Annotated in this window: 20 protein-coding genes; 15 read left to right on the top strand and 5 right to left on the bottom strand. The window is 71.0% G+C overall.

The window, feature by feature from the left end; genetic code table 11:
- Positions 1 to 68: 68 nt before the first annotated feature.
- Complete coding sequence (locus tag M0P34_RS01900; RefSeq protein ID WP_291495771.1) at positions 69 to 785, top strand: hypothetical protein; 717 nt, start codon at positions 69 to 71, stop codon at positions 783 to 785.
- 107 nt (positions 786 to 892) lie between these two features.
- On the opposite strand, the gene M0P34_RS01905 is transcribed toward M0P34_RS01900, so the two are convergent.
- Positions 893 to 2,578, bottom strand: a complete 1,686-nt coding sequence (locus M0P34_RS01905; protein WP_291495773.1) for a LysM peptidoglycan-binding domain-containing protein — start codon at positions 2,576 to 2,578, stop codon at positions 893 to 895.
- Between the two features lie 172 nt (positions 2,579 to 2,750).
- Between M0P34_RS01905 and M0P34_RS01910 the strand changes: the two genes are divergently transcribed.
- The 9 genes from M0P34_RS01910 to M0P34_RS01950 all read left to right on the top strand — a co-directional run bounded on the left by M0P34_RS01910 (position 2,751) and on the right by M0P34_RS01950 (position 12,201).
- Positions 2,751 to 3,524: an RNA methyltransferase gene (locus M0P34_RS01910; protein WP_291495775.1), complete on the top strand. Its 774-nt coding sequence runs from the start codon at positions 2,751 to 2,753 to the stop codon at positions 3,522 to 3,524.
- 272 nt (positions 3,525 to 3,796) lie between these two features.
- A complete protein-coding gene (locus tag M0P34_RS01915) occupies positions 3,797 to 5,275 on the top strand; it encodes a transglycosylase SLT domain-containing protein (protein WP_291495777.1) in 1,479 nt (492 codons plus the stop codon).
- A 361-nt stretch (positions 5,276 to 5,636) separates the two neighbouring features.
- Positions 5,637 to 5,972 (top strand): zinc ribbon domain-containing protein, encoded by a 336-nt coding sequence (locus M0P34_RS01920; protein WP_291495779.1) that lies wholly within the window; start codon positions 5,637 to 5,639, stop codon positions 5,970 to 5,972.
- 87 nt (positions 5,973 to 6,059) lie between these two features.
- Positions 6,060 to 7,358, top strand: coding sequence for an adenylosuccinate lyase (gene purB, locus M0P34_RS01925; RefSeq protein ID WP_291495781.1), 1,299 nt, complete (start codon positions 6,060 to 6,062; stop codon positions 7,356 to 7,358).
- A 4-nt stretch (positions 7,359 to 7,362) separates the two neighbouring features.
- A complete protein-coding gene (gene pyrE, locus M0P34_RS01930; RefSeq protein WP_291495783.1) occupies positions 7,363 to 7,923 on the top strand; it encodes an orotate phosphoribosyltransferase in 561 nt (186 codons plus the stop codon).
- Entirely contained in the window at positions 7,907 to 8,521 is a 615-nt protein-coding gene (locus M0P34_RS01935) for a hypothetical protein (RefSeq protein ID WP_291495785.1), read from the top strand. Before pyrE ends, M0P34_RS01935 begins: the two co-directional genes overlap by 17 nt.
- A 34-nt stretch (positions 8,522 to 8,555) precedes the next feature.
- Positions 8,556 to 9,794 carry a L,D-transpeptidase family protein gene (locus tag M0P34_RS01940; protein ID WP_291495787.1) on the top strand — a complete coding sequence of 413 codons (1,239 nt, stop codon included), beginning with the start codon at positions 8,556 to 8,558 and terminating at the stop codon, positions 9,792 to 9,794.
- The gene (locus M0P34_RS01945) at positions 9,795 to 10,508 is read left to right on the top strand and encodes a hypothetical protein (protein WP_291495789.1); all 714 of its coding nucleotides are present in this window, start codon (positions 9,795 to 9,797) and stop codon (positions 10,506 to 10,508) included.
- Positions 10,474 to 12,201 (top strand): M14/M99 family metallopeptidase, encoded by a 1,728-nt coding sequence (locus M0P34_RS01950; RefSeq protein ID WP_291495791.1) that lies wholly within the window; start codon positions 10,474 to 10,476, stop codon positions 12,199 to 12,201. The genes M0P34_RS01945 and M0P34_RS01950 overlap by 35 nt, the downstream gene beginning before the upstream one ends.
- A gap of 249 nt (positions 12,202 to 12,450) precedes the next feature.
- On the opposite strand, the gene sfsA is transcribed toward M0P34_RS01950, so the two are convergent.
- Together sfsA and M0P34_RS01960 are read right to left on the bottom strand one after the other, a co-directional pair.
- The gene (sfsA, locus tag M0P34_RS01955) at positions 12,451 to 13,161 is read right to left on the bottom strand and encodes a DNA/RNA nuclease SfsA (protein ID WP_291495793.1); all 711 of its coding nucleotides are present in this window, start codon (positions 13,159 to 13,161) and stop codon (positions 12,451 to 12,453) included.
- Positions 13,158 to 14,327 (bottom strand): HAMP domain-containing sensor histidine kinase, encoded by a 1,170-nt coding sequence (locus M0P34_RS01960; RefSeq protein WP_291495795.1) that lies wholly within the window; start codon positions 14,325 to 14,327, stop codon positions 13,158 to 13,160. Before M0P34_RS01960 ends, sfsA begins: the two co-directional genes overlap by 4 nt.
- Positions 14,328 to 14,538: 211 nt before the next feature.
- Between M0P34_RS01960 and M0P34_RS01965 the strand changes: the two genes are divergently transcribed.
- From M0P34_RS01965 to M0P34_RS01985, 5 genes are all read left to right on the top strand, one after another.
- On the top strand, positions 14,539 to 15,711 hold the full coding sequence (locus M0P34_RS01965; RefSeq protein WP_291495797.1) for a pyridoxal phosphate-dependent aminotransferase: 1,173 nt from the start codon (positions 14,539 to 14,541) through the stop codon (positions 15,709 to 15,711).
- A gap of 23 nt (positions 15,712 to 15,734) precedes the next feature.
- Positions 15,735 to 17,207: an ATP-binding protein gene (locus M0P34_RS01970; protein ID WP_291495799.1), complete on the top strand. Its 1,473-nt coding sequence runs from the start codon at positions 15,735 to 15,737 to the stop codon at positions 17,205 to 17,207.
- Complete coding sequence (locus M0P34_RS01975) at positions 17,182 to 18,546, top strand: sigma-54 dependent transcriptional regulator (protein ID WP_291495801.1); 1,365 nt, start codon at positions 17,182 to 17,184, stop codon at positions 18,544 to 18,546. Before M0P34_RS01970 ends, M0P34_RS01975 begins: the two co-directional genes overlap by 26 nt.
- Before the next feature lie 120 nt (positions 18,547 to 18,666).
- Positions 18,667 to 20,289 carry a FapA family protein gene (locus M0P34_RS01980; RefSeq protein ID WP_291495803.1) on the top strand — a complete coding sequence of 541 codons (1,623 nt, stop codon included), beginning with the start codon at positions 18,667 to 18,669 and terminating at the stop codon, positions 20,287 to 20,289.
- Between the two features lie 16 nt (positions 20,290 to 20,305).
- Positions 20,306 to 21,451 carry an HD domain-containing phosphohydrolase gene (locus M0P34_RS01985; protein WP_291495805.1) on the top strand — a complete coding sequence of 382 codons (1,146 nt, stop codon included), beginning with the start codon at positions 20,306 to 20,308 and terminating at the stop codon, positions 21,449 to 21,451.
- An 80-nt stretch (positions 21,452 to 21,531) separates the two neighbouring features.
- Here M0P34_RS01985 and M0P34_RS01990 read toward each other — a convergent pair whose 3' ends face one another.
- Both M0P34_RS01990 and M0P34_RS01995 read right to left on the bottom strand, forming a co-directional pair.
- Complete coding sequence (locus M0P34_RS01990) at positions 21,532 to 23,346, bottom strand: lysophospholipid acyltransferase family protein (RefSeq protein ID WP_291495807.1); 1,815 nt, start codon at positions 23,344 to 23,346, stop codon at positions 21,532 to 21,534.
- A 180-nt stretch (positions 23,347 to 23,526) separates the two neighbouring features.
- Positions 23,527 to 25,388: glycosyltransferase family 1 protein (locus M0P34_RS01995; protein WP_291495809.1), on the bottom strand; the 1,862-nt coding region annotated here is incomplete at its 5' end.

Consider the following 25,388-nt stretch of genomic DNA (forward strand, 5'->3'; position numbering starts at 1 on the left):
ACCCTTCCCCGCGAGGTCCCATGCCGCGTCGCGTTTTCCTATCCGTTCCGCGCCTGCTGGCGGCCGTCATGGCGTTGCTGTTTTTCACCGTGGGCGCCCGGGCCGTCGTCGAGGCGCCGCTGCGGCTGGTCTATGCCGAAACCAGCACCGCCGGGCAGGCTTCCAAGGAATACCTGCTTGAGCCCGGCCCCGGCGGCGGCTGGCGCATCGTCCTGCGCGAGGGCCGCGTGGAGCGGGTCATCGTCTGCGACGCGGCCCTGGACACGCTGCGCGAGGAGTACCGCGACCCCGCCAGCGGCGACAGCCTGACCATGCGCCGCGAGGGCGACGCCCTGCGCCTCACGGGTACCCGGGAGGGCCGGGCCGTGGACCGCTCCTTCCCGCTGGAGGCGCCCTGGTACGGCTCGGTGCTCCTGCTGCGGGCCTTCGTGCTGTCGGATGCGCCCGAGGCGCTTTTTCACGTCAGCAAACCCGAGGCCGAACAGGTGCTCCTGCTGCGGGCCATCCGCCAGGGCGCGGAGACCGTGGAGGCGGGCGGCAGGCCCGTGGAGGCCGTGCGCGTGAAGTACACCGTGCCCGGGGTCCGCGGCCTGTTCTGGAGCTCGCTGTACTGGTACCGGGCCAGCGACGGGCTGCTGGTCAGGACCGAGGAGACGCGCGGCGGCCCGGGAACGCCTACGGTGTTCGCCGAGCTGCTGGAGGCCGTTCCGGCTCCGGGCGTCCTGGGCACCGCCGCCCCGGGGCCTGGCTTGGCGGGTGCGTCTCCCCGCCCTGCCCTGCCCTGAGCCCGCCCCGGTTCGCCCCGGTTCGCCCCGGTTCGCCAAGGACAAGACAAGGCCCGGGCGACGGTTCATTCCGTCGCCCGGGCCTTGTCTTGCCCTTGCGCGTCCGCCTACTGGTAGAGCTTCAGGCTGTCGCCGGGGTAGATGCGCGGCGAGGACAGGTTGTTCCAGGTCAGGATGGCGTCGGTGGTCACCCCGAAGCGCTTGGCGATGGAATAGAGGGTGTCGCCGGACTTGACCTTGTAGGAGATGGAGGTCTTGGCGCGCTCGGCGCTCTTGCGCGTCTGTTTGGCGGCCAGGGTGCCCTGGTCGGGGATGTAGAGGCGCTGGCCGACCTTGAGGGTGGTCTTCAGGCCGATGCCGTTGGCGGCGGCGAGGCTGGCCGCGGTGGTGTTGTATTTCTTGGCCACGGCCCACAGGGAGTCGCCGGGCTGGATCACATAGTTGGAACGCGACTGGGCCAGCTGGCGCACGGATTTCCGGGTGGAGGACGCCGTGCCCTTCTGCTTCTTGATCCGCTCGGCCGTGAGCCCGGCCGCGCCCTTGCCGGGCACCTTGAGCACCTGCCCGGGGCGGATCAGGTTCGAGGAGACGTTGTTGTAGTGCTTGAGCACGGAGATGGGCACGCCCACGCGGTTGGAGATGCGGTACCAGGAGTCCCCGCTCTTGACCTTGTAGAAGCTGTAGTAGCCGGTGAATTCCTTGAAGCCCTTGCCCGTGGCCCAGGCCGTGGCCTGCGCGGCCCGGGCCTCGTCGGGCAGGTAGACGGTGGAGTGCTTGTCGGGGTGGCTGCCCGCTTCGAGGAAGGCCGGGTTGTGGGCCTTGAATTCATCCCAGGACATGTCCAGCTGCCGGGCCAGGGCGCGCAGGTCCGTGCGGGGGGGGATCTGCACGGAGGCCACGGCGTCCGGGCCGCTCCAGTCGGGCTTTTCGAAGCCCAGGGCCTCGAGGTTGCGCACGATCTTGATCACGGCCATGAGCTTGGGCACATAGTGGCGGGTTTCCTGGGGCAGGTAGTAGAGCCGCCGCCCGGCCCGGGTGCGGTTCTGCTTCATCTGCGACAGCTCGAAGAAGTCGTCGCAGCCGCTGCGGGCGATGGCCTTGGCCACGCGCCCCTCGCCCGCGTTGTAGGCCGCCAGGGCCAGGTACCAGTCGCCGAAGTCGCCGTAGAGTTTGGTCAGGTAGTCGGCGGCCGCGTGGGTGGCCTTGTAGGGATCGTTGCGTTCGTCCAGCCACCAGCCCACATGCAGGCCGTACTTCTTGCCCGTGAAGGGCATGAACTGCCACATGCCCTGGGCCCCCGCCCGGGAGCGCACCGTGGTGTTGTAGCCGCTCTCCACGAAGGGCAGGTAGACCAGCTCGTGGGGCAGCCCGCGCTCGGCGAACACCCGGCGCACATAGGGCAGATAGCGCTCGGAGCGCTTGAGCCAGATCTCGAAATTCTTGCGGCCCTTGTGGGTGTAGTAGGTGAAGTAGGCCCGGACCTCGTCGGTGTCGCGCTCGTCGAGCTCGAAGGAGATGCCCGGGTCGCTTTCCAGGGCCTGCTGTTCCTGGGGGGTCAGTTCCGTGGCGTCGGGTTCTTCCAGGGCCTGGCCGTCTGCCAGGAGCTCGGCGTCGTCCGGGGCGGAGCCTTCGAGGGCGCCGGATTCCGGCTGGGTCTGCCGGGCGGCGTCGTTCGGGGGGGCGGCGAGATCCGCGTCCGCCACGGGTTTTTTCACGGCGCAGCCGGGCAGGACAGCCAGCAGCAGCACCGCGAACAGCACAGGCGCGATTGCGCGGACCAGGGATTTATGCATATGTTTCGTTTTCCGTATTCGCGGGTTATCCGGGTGGAAACGGGCCAATCCGGAGCAAGCTCTAGAAGATATCTAAAGAATGTCAAACGCCCGTCAAGAAAATATTGGACACAGTCCGTCGCCGCAGGCAGGTTCGCCCTGGTCGAAAGCCTTGTCCACAAAGGGAAAGAACATGAAAACAATCCAGGAACCGGGCCAGGACAGCGTCGTCCCCGGCCGCAAGCCCGTGTTGGAGCTTCTGGACGCCGCACCCGGGCGGGTGGATACCGTGTTCCTCCAGAAGGGGGCTCGCGGTCCTGAAATTTCACAAATCGTCGAAATTTGCAAGGCCGCCCGGGTGCGCTTCCGGCTGGTGGAGCGCGCGGAGCTGGAGCGCCTGTTCCCGGGCAACACCCAGGGCGTGGCCGCCCGGGTGCGCGAGGCGGACTACGCCGACCTCGCCACGCTGCTGCGCGCCGGGCGCCAGGCGCCCCTGCCGGTGATCCTGGCCCTGGACCAGGTGCAGGACCCCGGCAACGTGGGCGCCCTGGCCCGCACGCTCTACGCCCTGGGCGGCGCCGGGCTGCTGGTGCCCAAGGACCGCACGGCCTTTCTGGGCGGGGCGGCGGCCAAGGCCAGCGCCGGCGCCCTGGCCCGGCTGCCCGTGGCCCGCGAGGTCAACCTCGCCCGCGCCCTGGACCAGGCCCTGGACCAGGGCTGGGAGGTCTGCGCCACGGTGGCCGACCCCGGGGCCGGATCGCTGTACGCGGCGCCCCTGCGCACGCCGCTGGTCCTGGTGCTGGGTAACGAGGAAAAAGGCGTGCGCCCCGGGGTGCTCAAGCGGGCCACCCTGCGCGTGACCATCCCCTTGGCCCGGCCCTTCGACTCCCTGAACGTGGCCCAGGCCGGGGCCATGGTCCTGGGCGAGTTCGCCCGCAGGCTCACCGCCCGGGGCTCCGCGTCCTGAAATGGCTCAACCACGCTGGCTGGTAACCTGTCGCGCCCCGGGGTTTCGGCCCTGGGGCGCGCGTGTTCGGGGCGCCCGCGGCCCGGCGCGGCCTCCGGGGGGCGCAGGCCCGGCGGTTGCGCCATGACCGGGGCCGTGTTGCCCCGGGCGGACGGGCGGGTTAGGGTGGGCGCAACCTGGAAAAGCGGAGGGGGCATGCGGGGCGCAGGCGGATGGACTGGCACGGCGCGGCGGGCGCCCCGGGCGGCGGTCGGCCTCCCGGGGGGGGCGCGGTGAGGCGCCGCGCCCGCGCGCGCTGGGCGGTGGCGCTCCTTGGCGCCGCCGCGGTCCTGGGGCTCCTGGTCCTGCTGGTTCCCTGGCCGTTCGCCCCGCGTGCGCCGCTGCGGGACGGCGACCCGGCGGGCCGCCGCCTGGAGCCCCTGACCCGGCCCTGGACCGGCGACCTGCCCGCAATCCGCGCCGGGCGCCGTTTCGTGCGCGTTCTGGTCGACTACGCGCCGCCCGGGTTCTATGTGGACGACGGGGCGCTGCGCGGCCTGGAATATGAGATGATGCGGGCCTTCGAGGAGCACCTCAATGCCCGGGCCGCCCGGCTCCAGGACCGACTGGCCCTGGTGTTCGTGCCCCGGGAGCGCGCGCAGCTGCTGTCCGCCCTGGTCCAGGGCGGGGGCGACCTCGTGGCCGCCGGGCTGGTCATCCCCGAAACGCCCGGCCCGGGGCTGGCCTATTCGCGGCCCTACCTGACCGGGGTGTCCCTGGTCGTGGTCGAGGGGCCGGACAGCGAACCCCTGGCCGGGCTGGACGACCTGGCCGGGCGGGTGGTGCATGTGGAGGCGGGGGGCCCGGCGCCGTCCGCCCTGGCCGAGTTCAGCCGGGGGCTGGAGGCCCGGGGGCTGGACGGGGTGCGCGTGCGCCCGGCCGAGGACTACCTGCACGCGGGCGACGTGCTGGAGCTGGTGCATGCCGGAACGTGGCCGCGCGCCGTGGTCGAGGCGCACCTGGCGCGGGCCTGGGCCGGGGCGCTGCCCGGACTGCGGGTGCGCGAGGACCTGGCCGTGCGCAACGGGCTGGCCCTGGGCTGGGCCGTGCGCGCCGCCAGCCCCGAGCTGCTGGGCGCCCTGGACGCCTTCGCGGCCACGGTGCGCACGGGCTCCTACCTGGGCAACGTGCTCCAGCGCCGCTACCTGGCCTCCGGGGACCTGCCCGCCGAACCTCCGGACGAGCGGGACCTGGGGCGCCTGCGCGAGCTGGCGCCGCTCTTCCGGCACGCGGCGCAGCGCCACGGCTTCGACTGGCTGCGCCTGACGGCGGTGGCCTACCAGGAGTCGCGCCTGCACCAGGACAAGGTCAGCCCGGCGGGCGCCGTGGGGCTGATGCAGCTTTTGCCGTCCACGGCCCGGGCCGCCGGGGGCGGGGCGGACATAACCACCGCCGCAGGCAACATCATGGCCGGGGCGGCCTATCTGGCCCACCTGCGCGACGAGGTCTTCGCCGAGCCCGGCCTGGAGCCCGCCGCGCGCATGAATTTCGTCCTGGCGGCCTACAACGCGGGCCCCACGCGCATCCGCGAGCTGCGCCGCCAGGCCCCGGAGCACGGGCTGGACCCCGACCGCTGGTTCGGCGGTGTGGAGCACCTGGCCGCCCGGGCCGTGGGCCGCGAAACCGTGGACTATGTACTGGGGGTGAACAAGAACTACTTCATCCTGGCCGGGTTGGCCGCATACCTGGCCCGGTACGACGAGGCCCGCTAGCCGGGCGCGCCCCGGTCTTTACAAGCGCGGGGTTTGCGGTTAGGTGTTCCCTTTTGGTTCGTTTCGTCAGACACCATTTTGGAGGTACGCATAATGGCCCACAAGAAGCACGAGCGCAAGAAAGAGCTGGACCGCCGCCGCAAGCGCAGGAAGGAGGCCCGCAAGGAGCGCATCCGCGAGGCCAAGGCCGGCGCGGGCAAATAGGTTTTCTCCCCCGGCCCCCGGGCCGGGACGGCCCGCCCGGGGCGCAGGGCGGGCCGCCGCCGCGGCCCCCGCGGCACAGGCTCCCGCGCCAGTTGACAGCCTTGTGCGACGTGGTTATCCGGCTGCCGGAAACCGTGTCGCAGAAGGGGTGATAGCAATGCCGATTTACGAATACCGCTGCAACGAGTGCGAGCAGATCTTCGAGGAGTGGCAGCGCGACCATGCCGAGCATACCGTGCCCTGCCCGGTGTGCGGGGCCGAATCCCCGCGCATCATCTCCAACACGTCCTTCGTCCTGAAGGGGACGGGCTGGTACGTCACCGACTACGCCAGCGGCCGGACCAGCCACGGCAGCGCCAAGACCGACGCCGAAGGCGGCAACGGCAACGGGACGACCCCGGCCAAGGCCGACAGCACGCCAGCCGCGCCGGCCGCGCCGCCCAAAACGGAGGCCAAGGCCCCCAAGCCGGACGCAGCCGCCGCGCAACAGTAGCGGCGAAAGGGCAGCCACGGCTGCCTTTTTTTTGGACGCCGGGCCCCGCCCCGGCCCACCCCAACCGCAGTTCTGGAAACAATCCCCATGATCGACCGCTACACCCGCCCCGAGATGGGCAGCCTGTGGACCCTGGAAAACCGCTTCCGGGTCTGGCTGGAAGTGGAACTCGCCGTCTGCGAGGCATGGAACCGCCTGGGCGTCATACCCGACGCCGAGATGGCCGAGATCCGCGCCAAGGCCGATTTCGACCTGCCGCGCATCCTGGAGATCGAGGAGCGCACCCGCCACGATGTCATCGCCTTCCTCACGGCGGTGGAGGAGAAGGTCGGCCCGGCCGCGCGCTTCATCCACCTGGGCTGCACCTCCTCGGACATCGTGGACACCGCCAACGGCGTGCTCCTGGACCGCGCCGCGCGCATCGTCGCCCGCGGCCTGGACGACCTGCTGGCGGCCCTGGAGGAGATGGCCCGCCGCCACAAGGGCCTGCTGTGCATGGGCCGCACCCACGGCATCCACGCCGAGCCCACCAGCTACGGGCTGAAGTTCGCCGGGTTCCACGCCGAGATGCGCCGCCACAAGGAGCGTTTCGCCGCCGCCTGGCAGGGTGTGCGCGTGGGCAAGATTTCCGGGGCCGTGGGCACCTACGCCCACCTGAACCCCGAGGTGGAGCGCCTGGCCTGCGAAATCCTGGGCCTGGAGGCGGACCCCGTCTCGACCCAGATCATCCAGCGCGACCGCCATGCGGCCTTCTTCACCGCCCTGGCCGTGCTCGCCGGGGGCGTGGAGCGGCTGTGCGTGGAGCTGCGCCACCTGCAGCGCACCGAGGTGCTGGAGGTGGAGGAGGGTTTCGCCGCCGGGCAGAAGGGCTCCAGCGCCATGCCCCACAAGCGCAACCCCATCTCCGCCGAGAACCTGACGGGCCTGTCGCGGCTTTTGCGCGGCAACGCCCTGGCGGCCATGGAGAACCAGGCCCTGTGGCACGAGCGCGACATCAGCCACAGTTCCGTGGAGCGCGTGATCATGCCCGACTGCACCATACTGGCCGACTACATCCTGGCGCGGCTGGCCGGGGTGCTGCGCCGGTTGCGGGTCATCCCCGCGAACATCGAGCGCAACCTCAAGGGCTCCTACGGGTTGTTCTATTCCCAGCGGGTGCTCATGGCCCTGCTGGAGGAAACCGACCTCGGCCGCCAGGAGGCCTACGAGCTGGTCCAGCGCGTGGCCATGCGCTGCTGGGAGCAGGGGTTGCAGTTCCCCGAGCAGGCCCGGGCCGACGCGGACATCGCCCGGCTGCTGCCCGCGGGGAAGCTGGACGAGGTCTTCGACCCCGGGTATTACCTGCGGCACGAGGACATGATCTTCAACCGCGTCTTCGGGGGCTGACGAAATGCAGGAACTGCGCCGCGACCTGGCCCGGCTGCTCAAGGAGAAATCCTACCGCGAGGGCGATTTCACCCTGACCTCGGGCCGCAAAAGCGACTACTACTTCGACTGCAAGCAGACCGCCCTGCATCCCGAGGGCGCCTACCTGCTGGGGCGGTTGTTCCTTGAACTTCTCAACGACTATGCTATCACGGGCGTAGGGGGCATGACCCTTGGCGCCGACCCGCTGGTCAGCGCCGTGACGGTGGTCTCGCACCTCGAGGGCCGCCCCCTGCCCGGCTTCATCGTGCGCAAGCAGCCCAAGGGCCACGGCACCAACCAGTACCTGGAGGGCATGGCCAACTTCGCCCCCGGCGACAAGGTCGTGCTGCTCGAAGACGTGGTCACCACCGGGGGCACCCTGCTCACGGCCCTTGAGCGCGTGCGCGCCGAGGGCCTCGAAGTGGCCGGGGTGCTGTGCGTGCTCGACCGCGAGGAAGGCGGGCGGGACAACCTGGCCCGGGCCGGATACCGGCTGACTTCCATCTTCACCAGGAGTGAACTGCTCCATGCGGCTGCCCAGTAGCGTCCTTCTCGTCCTGGCCCTGGCCCTGACCCTGGCGGCTCCCGGCTGCCAGGGCACCCCGCGCGACGCGGCCACCCTGCTGTGGCCCGACATGACCGACCCCTATGTGCAGACCACCCGGCGCTGGACGCGCTCGGACGCGGTCTACGACGGGGTGAACCTGGCCTTCGCCGCGGCGGCGACCCTCAAGACCGAGGACTGGCGCCGGGCCTTCGTGGACAAGTACGCCGAACTCTACGGCCAGACCGGCGACGAGGCCGCCCGGTCCCTGGCCGGGCAGCGCGCCGCGGCCGACCAGGGGCTCGAGGTTGTCCTGGCCCTGGCCGCGCCGGACGGCGGAGTCCACAGGCTCTCCCCGCGGGACGAACGCTTCAAGGTGTTTGCGCTTTCCGGGGAAAAGGCGTTATACCCCCAGGAAATCAGGCCCATGGAGCAGGAGTTCTGGCCCCGGGAGAAGCTTGTGGCCTTCTTCCCGTATGCCACGCCCTGGCGCAGCTTCTATACGCTGCGCTTCCAGGACGTTCCGCCCGGGCCTTTGGCGCTGGTGATCGCCGGTCCCGCCGGGCGTATCGAACTTACCTGGGCGACATCCAAGTAGAGGCGTTGTGAAAAGGGTCCGACTTCTCGCTGTCTTGTGCGTCTGCCTGCTCTGGGCGGGCCCGGCCTGTGCCCGCGGATGGAAGGCGAACATCGTCGGGCATCCCAGCCTGCCGCCCCGCTTCGTCGTCGTGGACAAGGCGGACCAGACCCTGCGCCTGTACGGGCACCAGAGCCCGCTGACGGAGCTGATGAGCTTTCCCTGCACCACGGGGCAGGACGACGGCGACAAGCAGGTCATGGGCGACCTGCGCACCCCCGAGGGCGTCTATTTCGTCGAGGAGCGCATGGCCCGGCCCCTGGACTGGGGGCTCTACGGCAACCTGGCCTACCCGCTGAACTACCCCAACCCGGTGGACCGGCTCAAGGGCAAGACCGGGTACGGCATCTGGATCCACGGGCGGGGCAAGCTGCTCGTCCCGCGCGACACGCGCGGCTGCGTGGCCATGAAGACCCCCGACCTCGAAGCCCTGGCCCGGACCATGCCCCCCGGCACCCCGGTTGTCATCTCCCTCGACCCCGTGGTGGACCCCGGCGCCGCCGACCCCGGCGCCGCGCGCGACCTGGGCGAGGCCGTGGAGCTGGTGGAGAAATGGACCCGGGCCTGGGAGTCGGGCTCCGAGGAGTTCTTCTCCTTCTACGACCCCAAGGCCTACTCCGAGGGCGGCGGCTTCGCCCAGTTCGTGGCCCAGAAGCGTGGATTGTTCGATCGCTACCCGTGGATCCGGGTCATGGCCCACGACGTGCGCGCCCTGGCCGGGCCGGACTATGTCGTCACCTATTTCCGCCAGTACTACCGCTCCCCGGCCCTGGTTTCCGAGGGCGTCAGCCGGCTGTACTGGATGCGCGGGGCCGACGGCGGGCTGCGCATCGTCGGCCGCGAATGGGAGCGCACCGGCGTGACCCTGGACAAGGCCTTCCTCGAGCGCTCCCGCACCGAGATCGCCCCGGTGATCGACGCCTGGCGCAAGGCCTGGGAACGGGCGGACATCAAGGGCTACATGGCCTGCTTCGCCCCCGGCGCCGCGCAGGGCGAGCGCACCGGGACGCAGGCCATCCGCGAACACAAGGAACAGCTGTGGCCCGAGGCCCCGCCCCGCAAGGTGGGCTTCGGCTCCCAGCGCTACGCCCTGGTCCCCGAGGGCGTGGAGGTGACCTTCCCCCAGACCTACGCGGCCCGCAACGGCTACGAGGACAAGGGCACCAAGACCCTGCTCATGGTGCCCCACGGCCCGGGCTGGAAGATTCTGCGCGAAGACTGGAGGCCCCTGTAGATGAGTACCAAGGCCAAGTACAACGTGTTGATGATGCGCGACAACACGCCGGTGCGGCGCTACCGGCTTTCTCCCGTGTGGCTCAAGCTGGCGTTGTATTTTCTGCTGCTGCTGCTTTGCGTCGCCGGGGCCGGCGGGTACTTCGGCCTGAAGTTCTGGGAGGAGAACCGCGTCCTGCGCGAGGACCATTCCGCGACCCTGCGCGAACTGCGCGAGGCGCACATCGAGCTGGAACGCCTGAAGAACATCGAGCAGATGCTCAAGTCCAGCGCCGCCCAGGAGGCGGCCGGGCAGAGCACCCCGGGCGAGGCCCCCAAGGCGCCCCCGGCGCCGCCCCAGCCCCCGGTGGACCTCTCGCGCATCTTCACCCGCACCGACGTGCAGCAGGTGCGCGTGGACAACATGCAGGCGCGCATCAACGGGGAGCGCCACGTCCAGGTCGTCTTCAACCTGAACAACCTGCAGACCGAGGACGCCATCGCGGGCGTCGCCTCCCTGGCCGTGGTCACCAACGACGGCAAGGACAAGCTGCCCCAGCTCAACCAGAACGACCTCATCTTCCAGATTCAGCGTTTCAAGCAGATTTCCACCTCCTTCGGGCTGCCCGCCGGGCTGACCCGGGGCGAGGTCTTCGGCCTGCGTCTGGTCATCAAGAACAACGAAGGACAGGTCCTGTTCAGTGACATCTATCCCCTGGCGCGGATTCTGTCTTAGCCTGCTGGCGGTTCTGGCGCTGGCGGCGCCCGCGCGGGCGATGGAGCTTCCGGCCCGGTTCACCCTGTTCGAGGGCACCCAGTACCCCCTGGAGGTCTACCACCTGCGCGGCGAGGAGCCCGGGCCCACCGTCATGGTCCAGGGCGGCATCCAGGGCGACGAGGTCTCCGGGTATCTGGCCGCGCAGATCCTGACCCGCGCCAAGGTCCGCAAGGGCACGCTCATCGTCGTGCCCCGGGCCAACGTGCCCACCGTGCTGGCCCAGAAACGCCAGATCAACGTGGACCTCAACCGCCGCTTCGACCAGGACTACAACGACTTCTTCGAGGACCGCCTGGCGCGCGCCATCCGCTTCCTGCTGCGCCGCTCCGACGCCTTCATCCACCTGCACGAGGGCTCGGGGTTCTACCACCCGACCTATGTGGACGGCCTGCGCAACCCCGGGCGCTACGGCCAGTCCATCATCATCGACACCCCGCTCTACGCCGGACGCATCAACCTGGCCCAGGTGGCCACCTCGGTGCTCGACCAGCTGAACACCTCCATCGTCCCGGCCTGGCAGTTCCGGCTGTTCAACACCGATACCTTTTCCTCCCGCACGGCCCACCCCGAGCAGCGCAAGTCCCTGACCTACCACGCCCTGGCTCAGGCGGGCATCCCGGCCCTGGCCATCGAGGTCAGCAAGAATATCAGCCAGCTGGGCTGGAAGGTCCGCCAGCATGTGCGCGCCACCTGCCTGACCCTGGCCCAGTACGGAGTGCTGGTGGACGAGCCCGATTTCAGCGAGGGGGAGGTGGAGCGCGCAGGGGCGCTGTCGGTGGTGGTCAACGGGCAGCCCCTGGCCCCGGGCGGCGAGACCGTGCTCGCCCTTGGCCCCGGCAGCCGCATCGAGGCCCGCGCCGAACGCGGGGGCCAGCCCTGCGAGGCCGTGCCCGCCGTCATCGCCCCCGACCGGCCCGAGCAGAACCTCGTGGGCGCCTCGCGCCTGGCCCTGAACCCCATCCCCCGGCTGGACGTGCTGGCCGACGGCAGGCGGGTGGGCAGCATGCGCGTGGACTGGCGCCCGGAGGGCGCCCCCCGGGCCTCGGGCGGGGTGCTCTTCGCCTGCTGGATCAACGGGGCGCTGCGTTTCGTGCCCGAAGGCGGAACCCTGGACGCCCTGGAGGGCGACCAGCTGCTGCTGGACGGCGTGTGGGGCACCCAGGGGCCCGAGACGGAGATCCTGAACCTCAAGGGCTACGTCAGCCAGCCCTTCGGCAACGACGGCCAGGACGCCGGACAGGAGATCATCCTCGACTCCGGCACCTTCATCGGCCGCTACCTGGAAAAAGCCGAGAGCGGAGGCGTGCTGTGCCGCGTGGTCCGCGAGACGCCGGGCGTGCGCCGCTCGGAGTTCGCCCTGCGGGTGCTGCCCCGCGAGGTCCACGCCCTGCGCCTGGAAGGCCCGGCGGGCGAGGTGGTCGTGCCCTGGCTGCCCGGAGGCCGCGTGACCCTGCCCGCAGGACGCTACCGGCTGGACGACGTGTGGAGCAACGGCCCGCGCGAGAAAATCCTGGCCACCACCACCGACAACCTGGCACCCTGGGGCTGCGGCTTCGAGCTGCACCCCGGCGAAGGCCTGCCCCTGACCATGCGCCAGGCCACCACCTTCATGCCCCTGGGCAGCATGACCCTGGCCGCCGAAACCCTGTAGTCGCCCGGCACCGCCCGGCAAAGGGAAGCCCGGGGACGGTGTGCGTATCCTTCGGATAGATTAGCCTCCGGCGGCTCAAGGGGCACGCCCCTTGAGAATCCCGCTTTGGGTGGGCGTGGCGGTGCACCGCCACGCCCACCCCGAATGGGATTCTTAAGGGCGACAGCCCTTAAGCCGCCGGAGGCTGATCAATCCCCGGGAGCACGCACCGTCCCCGGGCTTCCCTTTGCCGGGCGGCGAGCTGCGGGCCTAGCGGGGGGCCAGGGGCAGGCGGGGGCCGAGGTCGATGCCCTGGTTGGTGACCACGCCCCGGTGGGGCCAGATTTCCACTCCGGCGTCCACGGCCTGCCAGAACAGGGCGGCGTAGTCGGGGTCCACGAAGTCCGCCGGGCCGAAGCAGGCGCAGTCGTCGCGCTGCACCAGGCAGAACAGGGCCACGCGCACGCCCCGGCCCGCCAGGGCCGTCAGTTCGCGCATGTGTTTTTGCCCGCGCACGGTGGGTGCGTCGGGAAAGACGGCCACGTCGTCCTCCACCAGGGTCACGTTTTTGGCTTCCACATAGAGGGCTCCCTTGGGCCCGTCCAGGCGCGCGTCCAGGCGCGACTCGCCAATTGTGGCCTCGGGGCGGAAGGCGGTGTAGCCGCGGGTGGCCTCCAGGCGTCCGGCCAGGTGCGCGGCGCGCAGCAGGCGGTTGGGCGTCAGGGTGTTCACGCCCACGCGGGTGCCGTGGAAGTCCATGACTTCCAGGGTCCACTTGAGCTTGCGCGCGGCTCCGGGTGCGGGCGACAGCAGGGTGGCGGCGCCGGGGCGCAGCAGGCCGAGCATGGAGCCGGAGTTGTTGGTGTGCGCCCAGACGGTGCCGAGGCCCGGGGCCCGGGTTTCCACGCTGAAGCGTTTGACCCGGCGCACGAAGCTGGCCTGGAGGCAGCCGGAAGGGAAGGGCAGCAGGGGGGCGGTCACGGCGTTTCGACGGGGGCAGCGTCCGGCGCGTCGGCGTCCAGGACGCGGGGCAGGAGCACCTGGAACACCGTGCCCTGCCCAGGCGCGGACACAAGCGCCACCTCGCCGCGCAGGCAGTTTTCCGTGAGCAGGCGCACGCCGTAGGTGCCCAGTCCGCGTCCGGGGCCCTTGGTGGAAAAGAAGCGCTGGAAGACCTGGGTCTGGATCTCGGGGGGCATGACCGCCTCGTTGGTCACGAAAAAGCGGACCCGGGAGCCCAGGTCCTCGTGGCCCACGGTGACGGTGCCGCCCTGCGGCGAGGCCTCCACGGCGTTTTTCACCAGGTTTTCCAGCACGCGGAAGAGGATGCCCTTGTCGGTTTGCAGGGAGTGTTCCGGGCCGGGGACGCAGCGCAGGGCCACCCCGGCGACCCGGGCCTGGAGCTCGAAGAGGCGGACCAGGGCGGCGCAGATGGCCTGGGGGTCCGTATCCTGGGGGGTAAGCTCCAGCTCGGCGCGTTCGGCGTCCAGCAGCATCCGGTAGGCGCGCAGTTCGCGTTCCAGGTATCCGGAGCGTTCCAGGATCATGCCCGCCAGTTCGCGCAGGTCGCCGTCGGCCTCCTCGCGCAGCATCCCGGCGGCGCCCAGGATGCCGTTCAGGGCGTTCAGCGCGTCGTGCAGGAACAGGCGTTCCATGACCTCTCCGGCGCGCCGGTCGCGGGCGTCCTGGAGGTAGAGCAGGAAGGCGCGTTCGCCGCCCAGGTCCAGGGCCACGGCGCGCGTGGCGATGGTCACGGCGGCCAGGCGCCCGCCGTGGCGTCGCAGCATGCGTCCCTCGCCCTCGACCACGGTCCCTGCGGCGGCGCCCGCCAGGGCCTGGAGCAGGCCGCACTGCACACAGGAGCGGGTCGTGCCGCAGCCGCCCGGTTCTTCGGTGGCGTGGACGCAGCGGAACAGCTCGCCGGGTCGCAGGCCCAGCACCTGGGCCAGGGGCAGGGGCCGGTCCGGGTCGCCGAGGTAGGCCAGCAGGGCGGCGTTGGCGTGGACCGCCCGGCGCCGGGTGTCGACCAGCAGGGTCATTGCCGGGACGGTTTCCAGCAGGGTCAGGTCGCACCGGGAGGCCAGGGTGGCGCGCAGGCGCAGGGTTTCGTCGTCGCTTGCACGCGAGGCGGTCGGGGGGGAGGGCAAAGGCGCGGGGTGGGTCATGGCGACCGGGCCGGTTGAGGTGCGGCCTCAAGGTACGACAAAGGGCCGGGGAACTCAACAATGCCGTGCGGTCCGGCCCGGGCGCCCATTTACCTTCGACGGGATTTGCCCTAAGAGGGACGCATCGGATCGCGGGCGGACGCCGGGCCGCGCTCCGTGCCCACCCACCTCCAGCCCCTTTTCGAGAGCGGACATGCAGATCGCCAAGAAGCTCCAGCAAGTGAAGCCATCGGCCACCCTGGCCATCTCGGCCAAGGCAATGGACCTGCGCGCCCAGGGGCGCAGCATCGTCAGCCTTTCCGTGGGCGAGCCGGACTTCGGCACCCCGGCGCATATCCGCGAGGCGGCCAAGGCCGCCCTGGACGAAGGCTTCACCCGCTACACCCAGGTTCCGGGCATCCCCGAACTGCGCGAGGCCGTGGCGGGCTATTTCAACGGCCACTACGGCACGGGCGCGACCATGGAGGCGACCATGGTCACCAACGGCGGCAAGCAGGCGCTGTACAACGTCATGCAGGCCATGCTCGACCCCGGCGACGAGGTGCTCATCCCCGGGCCCTATTGGGTGAGCTATCCGGCGATGGTCCAGCTTGCGGGCGCGCAGCCCGTGGTCGTGCCCTCCGGAGCGCAGCGGGGCTTCAAGATCGGCCCCGATGCCCTGGACGCGGCCTGGACGCCGCGCACGCGCATGCTGCTGCTCAACTCGCCCTCCAACCCCACCGGCGTCCACTACACCGCGGCCGAGCTGGCCGCCCTGGCCGAGTGGGCCGTGGCCCGCGACGTGTTCATCGTCGCCGACGAGATTTACGACCGGCTGGTCTACGCCCCGGCGCAACCGGTGAGCCTTGCGCCCTTCTGGGAGCGCCACCCCGAGCGCGTGGCCGTGGTCAACGGCCTGTCCAAGAGCTACGCCATGACCGGCTGGCGCGTGGGTTTCGTCCTCGCCCATCCGGACCTGATCAAGGCCATGACCAAGATCCAGGGCCAGAGCACCTCCAACGTCTGTTCCATAGCCCAGAAGGCGGCCGTGGCCGCCCTTGCCGGTCCTACGGATTTCATGGACACCATGTGCGAGGCCTTCGCCCGCCGCCGCGAGCTGGCCCATTCCATCGTTTCGTCCTGGCCCGGTGTGGTCTGCCCCCGGCCCGACGGCGCGTTCTATGTCTTCCCCGATGTGAGCGCGCTGTATACCGCGAGCATGCCCGACTCCACGGCCATGTGCACCGCGCTGCTGGAGGAGGCCGGGGTCGCCGCCGTGCCCGGGGCGGCCTTCGGCGACGACCGCTGCGTGCGCTTTTCCTACGCCCTGGACGACAGAACCCTTGCCGAGGCCCTGGACAAGGTCGCCCAGGTCATCGTGCCCTAGGCCGCCGGGAGGCGCCCACGCCCATGAAGCCGTTATCGCCCTTCGCGCCGGACGCCGCCCGCCCCTTCAAGCTGGCCCGGTTCCTCTCGTGGGGCTCCCTGGTGCTGATCATGGCCACCAGCATCCTGATGTCGGCGGTGCTGGCCAACTCCGCGCGCGAGACGCTGCTGGCCAAGCAGCGCGAGTTCGCCCTGCTGCTGGCCGAGAACCTCAACCACCAGATCTTCCAGCGCTACACCGTGCCCACCCTGCTGGCTTTCGGGCGCATCGAGTTGCAGCGCGACGAGCAGTACCATCAGCTCGACAAGGTCATCCGCGAGACCATCCACGGCCAGCATGTGATGGAGCTGCGCATCTACGACCTGGACGGCGTGGTGTCCTATTCCACCGTCGAGGGCCAGGCGGGCGCCAAGGACCTGGCCAGCGCCACCGTGCGCCAGGCCGCCGGAAACATGGCCCACAGCTTCGAGATCGTGACCAACGTCTCGCCCTGGCGGGCCATGATCCATTTCGACCTGGACGCCGAAAGCGTGGTCATGCGCACGGTCTATCCCCTGAAGACCGAGCGCAGCCTGTTTCCGGGCGGGCCCAGCGGGCAGCCCATGGGCATCCTGGAGTTCAGCCAGGACATCACCGACGACTACCGCGCGGCCATCAACTTCCAGTGGGTGATCATCGCCATCTCCTTCACCTCGTCGTTTTTCCTGTTCCTGCTGCTGCTGCTCTTCATCCGCAGGGCCGACGCGCTGAACCTGCAACGCATGCAGCGCACCCAGAAGCTCGAACGCGAGCTGCTCCAGGCCGAGCGGCTGGCCAGCATGGGCCGCGTGGTGGCGGGCATCGCCCACGAGATCCGCAACCCCCTGGGCATCATCCAGTCCAGCGCCGAGATGCTGCTCAAGAAGGCCCGGGCCGAGAACAGCCCCCGCACGACCCTGCTCCAGGTGATGTTCGACGAGATCCGCCGCCTCTCGCAGACGGTCAACGATTTCCTGGACTACGCCCGGCCCAAGAAGCCCCGCCGCGAGGACGTGGACCTGGCCCTTTTGCTGGACCAGGCCTGCACCTTCCTGGAGCACGAGTTCACCGGCAAGGGCGTGACCCTGGTCCGCGACTATCCCCCGGGCCTGCGCACCACGGGTGACAAGGACCTGCTCTACCGCGCCCTGTACAACATCATGGTCAACGCCATGCAGGCCATGGACGGCGGGGGCACCCTGACCATCCGCGGCCGCGCCGAGGGCGGCGCGGCGACCCTGCTCCTCCTGGACACGGGGCCGGGCTTCAGCGAGGAGGTGGCGGCCCGGCTGACGGACCCCTTCTTCACCACCAAGGACAGCGGCACCGGCCTGGGGCTGGCCATCGTGGCCAATATCCTGGACAGCCACGGGGCCGGCCTGGAGTTCGCCAACGCCCCGGGAGGCGGCGCGCAGGTCTCCATCACCTTCCCCGCCAGCGAGGAGACGGCCCATGCCGAGCAATATCCTGGTCCTTGACGACGAACGCAACTACCTGCTCATCCTCGACGCCCTGCTGTCGGACGCCGGGTATTCCGTCACCGCCCTGCACGACCCCGAGCTCGGGCTGGCCTATCTCGAGGAGTCCGAGGTGGACGTGGTCGTCACGGACATGAAGATGCCCAAGCTCACCGGGCAGGATGTGCTGGAGCACGTCCACGCCAACTATCCGCACATTCCGGTGCTGATCATGACCGCCTTCGGCAGCATCGAGTCGGCCGTGGAGGCCATGCGCCTGGGGGCCTTCGACTATGTGACCAAGCCGTTCTCCAACGAGCAGCTGCTGCTGTCCCTGTCCAAGGCCGTGGAAATGGCCCGGATGCGCCGCCAGTACCGCCTGCTGCGCGAGAACCTGGAGGACCGCTACGGCCTGCACAACATCATCGGCCGTTCCAAGGCCATGCGCTCGGTGCTGGAGATGGTCGACAAGGCCGCGCCCAGCCGATCCACGGTGCTCATCCAGGGCGAGTCGGGCACGGGCAAGGAGCTGGTGGCCCGGGCCATCCATTTCGCCTCGCCGCGCAAGGACGGGCCCTTCGTTTCCGTGAACTGCATGGCCCTGAACCCGGGGGTGCTGGAGTCCGAGCTGTTCGGGCACGAGAAGGGCTCCTTCACCGGGGCCGTGGCCAGCCGCCGGGGCCGTTTCGAGCTGGCCGCCGGGGGCACCCTGTTCCTGGACGAGATCGGCGAGCTTGGGCCCGACCTCCAGGTCAAGCTGCTGCGCGTGCTCCAGGAGCGGCGCTTCGAGCGCGTGGGCGGCACCAAGGAGATCGAGGTCGACATCCGCATCGTGGCCGCCACCAACGCGGACCTGCGCGCCGCCGTGGACCGGGGCGACTTCCGCGAGGATCTCTTCTACCGCCTGAACGTGGTGGGCATCCAGATGCCGCCCCTGCGCGAGCGCCGCGAGGACATCCCCATGCTCGCGGCCCACTTCCTGGACAAGTATGTGCGCGAGAACCAGAGCGCCGTCACCGGCTTTTCCTCCGAGGCCCTGGACTACCTGAACGCCTACGACTGGCCCGGTAACGTCCGCCAGCTCCAGAACGTCGTGGAGCGCTGCACCGTGCTGGCCGTGGGCACGACCATCGGCGTGGACGACCTGCCCCCCGAGGTGCGCGACGAGGAAACGCAGTTCAAGTCCGCCGTGGACCTCCTGCCCGCGCGGCTGAACCTGGCCGACACCCTGGAGAAGATCGAGGCCGCCCTGCTGCGCCGCGCCCTGGCGCGCAACGACTTCGTCAAGGTCAAGGCCGCCGATGCCCTGGGCATCTCCAAGTCCCTGCTGCAATACAAGCTCAAGAAATACGACCTGTAGCGGCCAGGGGCGCGGGGTTGGCCGTTGCTGGCGGGCTCCGGCCGTGATAGGCTGGCGGATACCGCCTGCCATGATCCGGCCACCGGGGGCCGGAATCCGGGGGGCGGCCCCGGAAAAGTCATGGACAACGCCCTGCTCCGACAGCTGCTGCGCACCGAATGCGACTTCGAACGGCCCGTCCCTCCGGACACGGCCTTCGGCGTCCTGGTGTCCGAGCAGGACATGCGCGCCGTCGAGGGCCTGGCCGAGCTGCCCTATCCGCCCCTTTCCGGCCACCGCGAGGGCCTGGCCTTCGATTCCGCCAGCGGCGAGCTGCGCGCCAGGGTCTGGGGCAAGGTCTTCCTCGCCGACGACGGCATCCGCTTCGCCCCCACCTGGAACGTCTCCGAGGACCGGATGCTCCTGACCCTGGAGGTGGACGCCCTGGACTGCCAGGGCCGGGAGGTCACGGTGGAGCGCCTGCGCGAGAGCATGCCCCCGCTGCTGGCGGGGCTGGAGCTGGACCCCCGGCCCCTGGAGGACGCCCTGGAGCAGTCGCGCCGCTCGGGGGGCTATGTGTTCGTCGCGCTCATGCGCGGGCTGTTCCCCGAGCCGGGCATCGACGGGCGGCTGGACGTGCTGCTGCGCCAGGAGCAGCGCGTGGGCACCCTGCGCGAGGACGGGTCCATGGACTTCCGCGAGCGCGGCGGGCTGCGCTTCGTCAATGTCGGCGACGCCCTGGCCGAGCTGCATCCGCCCGTTCCCGGCACCCCGGGCTTCGATATCCTGGGCCAGGCCGTGCCGCCCGGCGAGCCCCGGGAGGCCAAGGTCCGCGTCGGCAGGAACGTGGACTCCGCCCCCGGCCCGGAGGGCTCGACCCTGTTCAGCGCCGCGGTCAAGGGCGTGTTCCACTTCCGCGGCGACACCCTCGAAGTTTCCGAGCTGCTGGAGATCGACGGCGACGTGGACCTCGGCACGGGCAACATCCGCGCCCGCGAGGGCGGGGTTCACGTCAGGGGCGCCGTGCGCAGCGGCTGCACCGTCGAGGCGCAGGGCGACGTCATCGTCGAGGGGCTCATCGAGGAGGCGGACATCACCGCCGGGGGGCTGGTGGTCTCGGGCGGGGTGCTCATGAACGGGCGCAACCGCATCGTGGCCGCAGGCAACGTGACGGCCAAGTTTTTCCAGAACGCCGAGGTCCGGGCCGGGGGCGAGGTGGTGGCCCAGCTGGAGATCACCAACAGCAGGATCGTCGCCGGGGGCGACGTGACCGTGACCGGCCCCCGGGGCATCATCCGCGGCGGGCATATCGTCAGCGGCGGCAGCATCACGGCCCCGATCCTCGGCAACGAGGCCCGGGGGGCGACCATCGTGGAGATCCGCCCCGTCAATCCCGAGGAGCAGGTGCTCCTGGACCGGCGCACCGGGCTTACCGAGGAGCTGGAACGCATGGACGCGGCCCTGGGCTCGGAGGAGCCTATGGCCGCGCTCATCAAGGCCCCGGAGGAAGACCGGCGCATCCTGGCCGAACTGATCAAGGCCCGGGCCCGGCTTCAGGGCGCCATCCGCACCCTGGACACGCAGATCCTGGAGGCGCGCCAGGCCCTGCGCGACCGGCTGGCCGCCCTGCATGTGCGCGCCCTGCGGCGCGTCTTCAGCGGCGTGGAGGTGGTCATCACGGGCAAGCGCCTGGCCGTGACCGCCGACCGGGAGGCCTCGCGCTTCCGCCGCGATCCGGACACGCGCAAAATCGTTGTCGAGTAGCCGGGAAGATCACGCCATGAGCCAAGCGACCCTCCTGTTCGTGGACCACGACCCCGCCGCCTCGGCCCCCCTGGCCGGGGCGCTGCCTGCGGGCGTGCGCCTGGTCCACTGCACGGGCTACGACCAGGCGCGCAAGCTGCTGCAAGGCAAGCACGGGGTGGCCGTGGCGGTGCTGGAGCTGGGCCTGGACGGCGCCGACGCCTTCGCCCTGCTGGAGGAGCTGCAACAGCATTCCCCCAGCACGGTGCGCATGGTGCTGACCTCCAGCGGCTCCCAGGCCGACGCCGTGGCGGCCATCAACCGGGGCCGCGTCTGGCGCTACCTGGCCCGGCCCTGCCCGCCCCGGGAGCTGGCGGGCCATCTGGCCGAGGCCCTGCGCGCCCATGCGGCCGACGTGCAGGAGCGCAAGGGCGCGCGCCAGCGCCTGCTGGGCGGGGTCAAGGTGCTGGTGGACATCCTGGAGCTGGTCAACCCCGAGGCCCTGGACTATTCCCGGCGCATCCGCGAGCGCGTGCTGGCCACGGGCCGTCTTTTGAACGTGCAGCCCCTGTCGCGCCTGGAGCTGGCCGTGATCCTCTCCCATGTGGGCTGCCTGGCCCTGCCCGGGGAGATCGTGGCCAAGATGAACACGGGCCAGGCCCTGACCCCGGAAGAGCAGCAGATATTCGGGATGCACCCGAGCATCGCCGCCAGCCTGCTGAACAACATCGACACCCTGGCGCCGGTGGCGCGCATCATCCTCCACCAGAGCGCCCCCCTGCACGACGGCCAGCCCCTGGAATCGCGCATCATCAAGGTCGCCTTGGATGTGGGCCGCCTGGAAAACCGGGGCGCCGACGCGGTGAAGGTCCTGGAATCCATGCGCGGCAAGGCCAGGGCCTATGACCAGACCGTGGTCGAGGCCATGCTGCGCGCGGTGTACCGGCCCGAGCCGGTGCCGGTGCGCCGGGTCGGGCTGGCCGAGCTGCGCGAGGGCATGGTCATGGCCGAGGACATGGTCAATGCGGACGGGGTGAAGCTCCTGCTGCGCGGGCAGCGCCTGAGCGCGGCCTCTCTGGCGCGGCTGGCGGCCTTTCCCGAGACCCTGGGGCTGCACGGGCCGTTCCTGGTCCTGGCGCCCGAGGCCGGGGCTGGCGGCGGCCAGGGCCAGGACCAGGGCTGACCCCCGGAACCGGGCGGCGCAAGGGCCCGGCCTCCCCCTGGGAGGCCGGGCCCTTGCGTGTGCAAAACGGTTATCAGCCCTTACCGGCCGTGGAGCGCCAGGAACATGGCGGCCTCTTCGCGGCCCATGAAACGCTCCAGGGTCTTGGGCGGGGTCCGCGCCAGGTCCACGAGCATCAGCCCGTCGATGGCGTCGCCGAAGTCGGGGTCGCGGTTGAAGGTCAGCACCGTGCCGCCGAGCTTCAGGTACTGGCGCAGCAGCACGGGGATGCCCTTGCCGTCGGCCTCGATGTCGCTGATGGCCGAGGCCAGGTCTTCGATGTCGGGGCAGACGGTGTTGATGGCCGCGAAGCCCAGGCCGCCGGGGCGCCGGGCGCGCAGGCGCGGGGGCGTGCGGGGCCGGATGAGCTTGTGCAGCCCGCCCTCGGGGGCGTGGTTGGCGCGCAGGAAGCGCATCATCAGCAGCTTGGAGCAGGGGTGGTAGTCGTTGGAGATGGACACCGGCCCGAAGAGCAGCCGGTAGCGCCGCTCGCGGCAGACGAAGGCGGCGATGCCCTTCCACAGCAGCAGCAGCGGGTTGTAGCTCTTGCGGTATTTGGCGACCACAAAGGCCCGCCCCAACTCCAGGGCCGGGCTGACGCGGTCCAGGAAGCGCTGGTCGTAGTCGAACAGGGAGTGGGTATACAGCCCGGCCGGGCCGTAGCCTCCGGCGATGACATCGGCCCGCCCCAGGCGGTAGGCCCCGACGATCTCCCCTTCGGCGCGGTTCCAGAGCACGAGGTGGTGGTAGTAGTCGTCGTAGCGGTCGATGTCGCGGGGGCGGCCCGTGCCCTCGCCCACCTCGCGGAAGGCGATCTCGCGCAGGCGGCCGAGCTCGGGCAGCACCGTGGGCAGGTAGCGGCCCTGGGCGCAGACGATGGCGTAGTCGCCCTGTTCGAGCAGGACGTTGGGCGCGGGCTGGGCCGCGATTTCGCGGGCCAGGGCCGCGCGGTCGCAGGGCGGGGCCACGGGCTGCGCCGCCGGAACCGCCGGGCGGGGGGCCAGGGCCCGCAGGGCGCCCCGGGGGCTCTGGTCGCGGCGGCAGCGGTGGCCGAGCACATAGGTCCGCAGGCGCAGGTACCGGGTGAGCTGCTCGTCGGAGGCGAAGCGGGCCATTTTCTGGGCGGGCACCGGGCAGCCCACGCCCAGGCGTACCGTGCGGCTGCGCTTGTTGAGCAGCTCGCGCGGGAGCATGACCGTGCGCAGGCGGGGGTGGATCAGGCCCATGAGGTGGAACAGCGGCCCGTTGGCGCCGTCGAAATACACGGGCACCGCCGGGGCCCCGGTGATGCGGATGATGCGCCCCACGGTGGGGCTCCAGTCCGGGTCGGTGACCGCGCGCTTGCGCAGTTGCAGCGAGGTCACCTCGCCCGCCGGGAACACGGCCAGCAGCCCGCCGCCGCGCGTCCAGCGGATGGCCTCCTTGAGGGCGCCCACGTTGCGCCGGGCGGCCTCGCGCGAGCCGAAGGGATCCACGGTGATGAGGTGCCCGCGCAGCTCGGGCACCAGGGCCAGCAGCGAGTTGGCCATGATTTTCACGTCGGGGCGCACGCGCAGCAGCGCCTGGAGCAGCACCACGCCCTCGATGGCCCCGAAGGGATGGTTGGCCACCACCACCGCCGGGCCCGCGGCCGGGATGCGCGCCAGGTCCGCCTCGGCTGCGTCCACGCCGATGCCCAGCAGGTCCAGCACGCGCCCGGGGAAGCCCTCGGGCTCGCGCCCGCCGATGCGCGCGTACAGCGAGTTGAGGGTCGGCAGGCAGAGCATCTTTTCCAGCGGCTTGCCGACCAGGGTCTTGAGGGGCCGGTTCAGGGGCAGATCCAGGGCGAAGGGGGCAAGAGCCTGGGCGTGCTGCATGGGTGTTCTCCCGGTGGGATGTTGTTCCCGGCCTGGGGGCGCGGGGGGCCCCCGTCCGCGGGGGTTGGATCAGGCTAGCGGCCCTGCGTGGTGGCCGCGTGGCGGATGGGTTTCTTTTTGGCGACGGCCGGCCTGGCGGGGCCCCCGGGGCCGGGGGCGCAGCCGGGAAGGGCAGGGCGGTCAGGACAGGGCGGTCTCGGCGTAGGCCGCCCACTGGGCCAGGAAGGCCCTGTCCTGGGAGCGGTGGCGCACGGACTCGCGCGCGGCGCGGCGCATGGCCGGCAGGCGCGCGGGGTCGTCCGCCAGGGTGGCCAGGGCGCGCAGGAAGTGGCGCGGTTCGCCGCCGGGGACCACCAGCCCCGTGCGCCCGGGCTGCACATGGTCCTGGGGGCCGCCCTGGTCGGTGACCACCACGGGCAGCCCCGAGGCCAGGGCCTCCAGCACGGCGGTGCCGCAGGTGTCGCGCACCGAGGGGAACACGAACACGTCGGCCGAGGCGTAGGCCGCGGCCAGCTCCTCGCCGTGCAGCGGGCCGGTGAAGGTGGCCGGGTAGCCCGCCAGTTCGGCGCGCATCTCCTCCAGGTACGGCCCGCCGCCGACCACCACCAGGTGCACCCCCCCGCGCAGGGCGCACAGCTCGCGGAAGACCCCGGCCAGCATGGGCAGGTTCTTCTCGCGGCTCACGCGGCCCACGAAAAGCAGCTTCAGGGCCTCGTCGGACACGCCGAAGGTCTTGAGCAGGAATCCGTTGCGCCGCTCGGGGTTGAACAGGGTCGGGTCCACCCCCCGGGGCACGACGCGGATGCGCGCGCGGTCCACCCCCCGGGCGGCCAGGCCTGCGGCCACCTGGGCCGAGGGCGCGTCGACCATGTCGCACTGGCCCATGAACCACGACAGGTAGCGCCAGGCGCCTTCCTCCATGCCCGCATCGCCGGTCAGGGCGCCCGCATAGGCCGGGAAGTCGGTGTGGTAGGTGGCGTGCAGGGGCAGGCCCAGGATGCGCGCCACGGCCAGCCCCGCCAGGCCCACGGGGCCCGGGGTGGCCGTGTGGATGTGGGTCGCCCCGTGTTCGTAGCACCAATCAAGCATCTTGAGCAGCGGCGGGTAGTTGAGCACCAGTCCCGGATACTCGGGCAGCTCGAAGGAGCCGATGGGCGCGAAGTTGCGCACCCCGGGGTGGGCCGCGGGCGCCTCCCCGGGGCGGCAGGTGACCACCGTCAGCTCCCGGCCGTGGGCCCGGGCGGCCTGAAGCTGCCGGGCCAGGCTGGCCGAGGTGCCGTTCAGCTCGCCGAAGGTGTCGGTGAAGTGGGCCACGGCCAGGGGCGCGGGCGGCGCGGGGCGGCCCTTGCGCGCCGCGAAGCGCCCCTGCACCGTGCGGCAGAAGCGGCGGTCCTTGGTGAACAGCGCATAGGCCACGGCGTAGGGCGCAAGCAGGGTGTACGAGGCCCCGGCGGAGCCGATGGCCTTGAACACGTCGAAGAGGTTGCCCTCGGCCACGCTGCGCAGGATGGTGTCCGCGAAGTGGGTCAGCACCTTCTCCGAGGCGCGGTCCACGAATTCGAACCAGCCGCGTTCGGCCTCCCAGGGCTTGTCGCGGCGGCTGCCGAGCCCGGCGGCCAGGGTCGGGTTGGCGCTGATGAGTTCCAGCACCTCGCGCTGGACCACGCGGGGCAGGGCCGCAGGCCTGGAGCGGCGCAGGGAGGCCGCGCGCAGCCCGCCCACCAGGGTGTGCAGCCGGGCCACCAGCCCGTTTTCGGGGGCGGGTTCCTCCAGGGTCAGGGCGCGGTCCACATGGCGCAGGACCAGGTCGCGCGACAGGAAGCGCTCCAGCCCCAGGCGGTCGCGGTAGAACTGGTAGGCGATGGAGTAGAGGTTGTGGGCCATGGTGGCCGGGGTGGCGGGCACCTGCACGGGCGTGGCCGCTCCGGCCTCCAGGGCCGCCAGGAACGCCGCCGTGTCGGCGGGGTCGGCCACGCCCCGGACCAGGGTGTGGCTGCGGGCGATGTTCAGCCCGGAGTGGTCGTCGCTGCCGCTGGTCAGGT

The organism is Desulfocurvus sp., from assembly GCF_023230885.1.
In the GTDB taxonomy this organism is placed as follows: Bacteria; Desulfobacterota; Desulfovibrionia; order Desulfovibrionales; family Desulfovibrionaceae; genus Desulfocurvus.

What these genes read in the sequence shown, in the direction of transcription:
- M0P34_RS01900 (WP_291495771.1), top strand. Translation starts at nt 69, where the DNA reads ATGGCGTTGCTGTTTTTCACCGTGGGCGCCCGGGCCGTCGTCGAGGCG.
- M0P34_RS01905 (WP_291495773.1), bottom strand. Translation starts at nt 2,578, where the DNA reads ATGCATAAATCCCTGGTCCGCGCAATCGCGCCTGTGCTGTTCGCGGTG.
- M0P34_RS01910 (WP_291495775.1), top strand. Translation starts at nt 2,751, where the DNA reads ATGAAAACAATCCAGGAACCGGGCCAGGACAGCGTCGTCCCCGGCCGC.
- M0P34_RS01920 (WP_291495779.1), top strand. Translation starts at nt 5,637, where the DNA reads ATGCCGATTTACGAATACCGCTGCAACGAGTGCGAGCAGATCTTCGAG.
- purB (WP_291495781.1), top strand. Translation starts at nt 6,060, where the DNA reads ATGATCGACCGCTACACCCGCCCCGAGATGGGCAGCCTGTGGACCCTG.
- pyrE (WP_291495783.1), top strand. Translation starts at nt 7,363, where the DNA reads ATGCAGGAACTGCGCCGCGACCTGGCCCGGCTGCTCAAGGAGAAATCC.
- M0P34_RS01935 (WP_291495785.1), top strand. Translation starts at nt 7,907, where the DNA reads ATGCGGCTGCCCAGTAGCGTCCTTCTCGTCCTGGCCCTGGCCCTGACC.
- M0P34_RS01945 (WP_291495789.1), top strand. Translation starts at nt 9,795, where the DNA reads ATGAGTACCAAGGCCAAGTACAACGTGTTGATGATGCGCGACAACACG.
- M0P34_RS01965 (WP_291495797.1), top strand. Translation starts at nt 14,539, where the DNA reads ATGCAGATCGCCAAGAAGCTCCAGCAAGTGAAGCCATCGGCCACCCTG.
- M0P34_RS01970 (WP_291495799.1), top strand. Translation starts at nt 15,735, where the DNA reads ATGAAGCCGTTATCGCCCTTCGCGCCGGACGCCGCCCGCCCCTTCAAG.
- M0P34_RS01975 (WP_291495801.1), top strand. Translation starts at nt 17,182, where the DNA reads ATGCCGAGCAATATCCTGGTCCTTGACGACGAACGCAACTACCTGCTC.
- M0P34_RS01980 (WP_291495803.1), top strand. Translation starts at nt 18,667, where the DNA reads ATGGACAACGCCCTGCTCCGACAGCTGCTGCGCACCGAATGCGACTTC.
- M0P34_RS01985 (WP_291495805.1), top strand. Translation starts at nt 20,306, where the DNA reads ATGAGCCAAGCGACCCTCCTGTTCGTGGACCACGACCCCGCCGCCTCG.
- M0P34_RS01990 (WP_291495807.1), bottom strand. Translation starts at nt 23,346, where the DNA reads ATGCAGCACGCCCAGGCTCTTGCCCCCTTCGCCCTGGATCTGCCCCTG.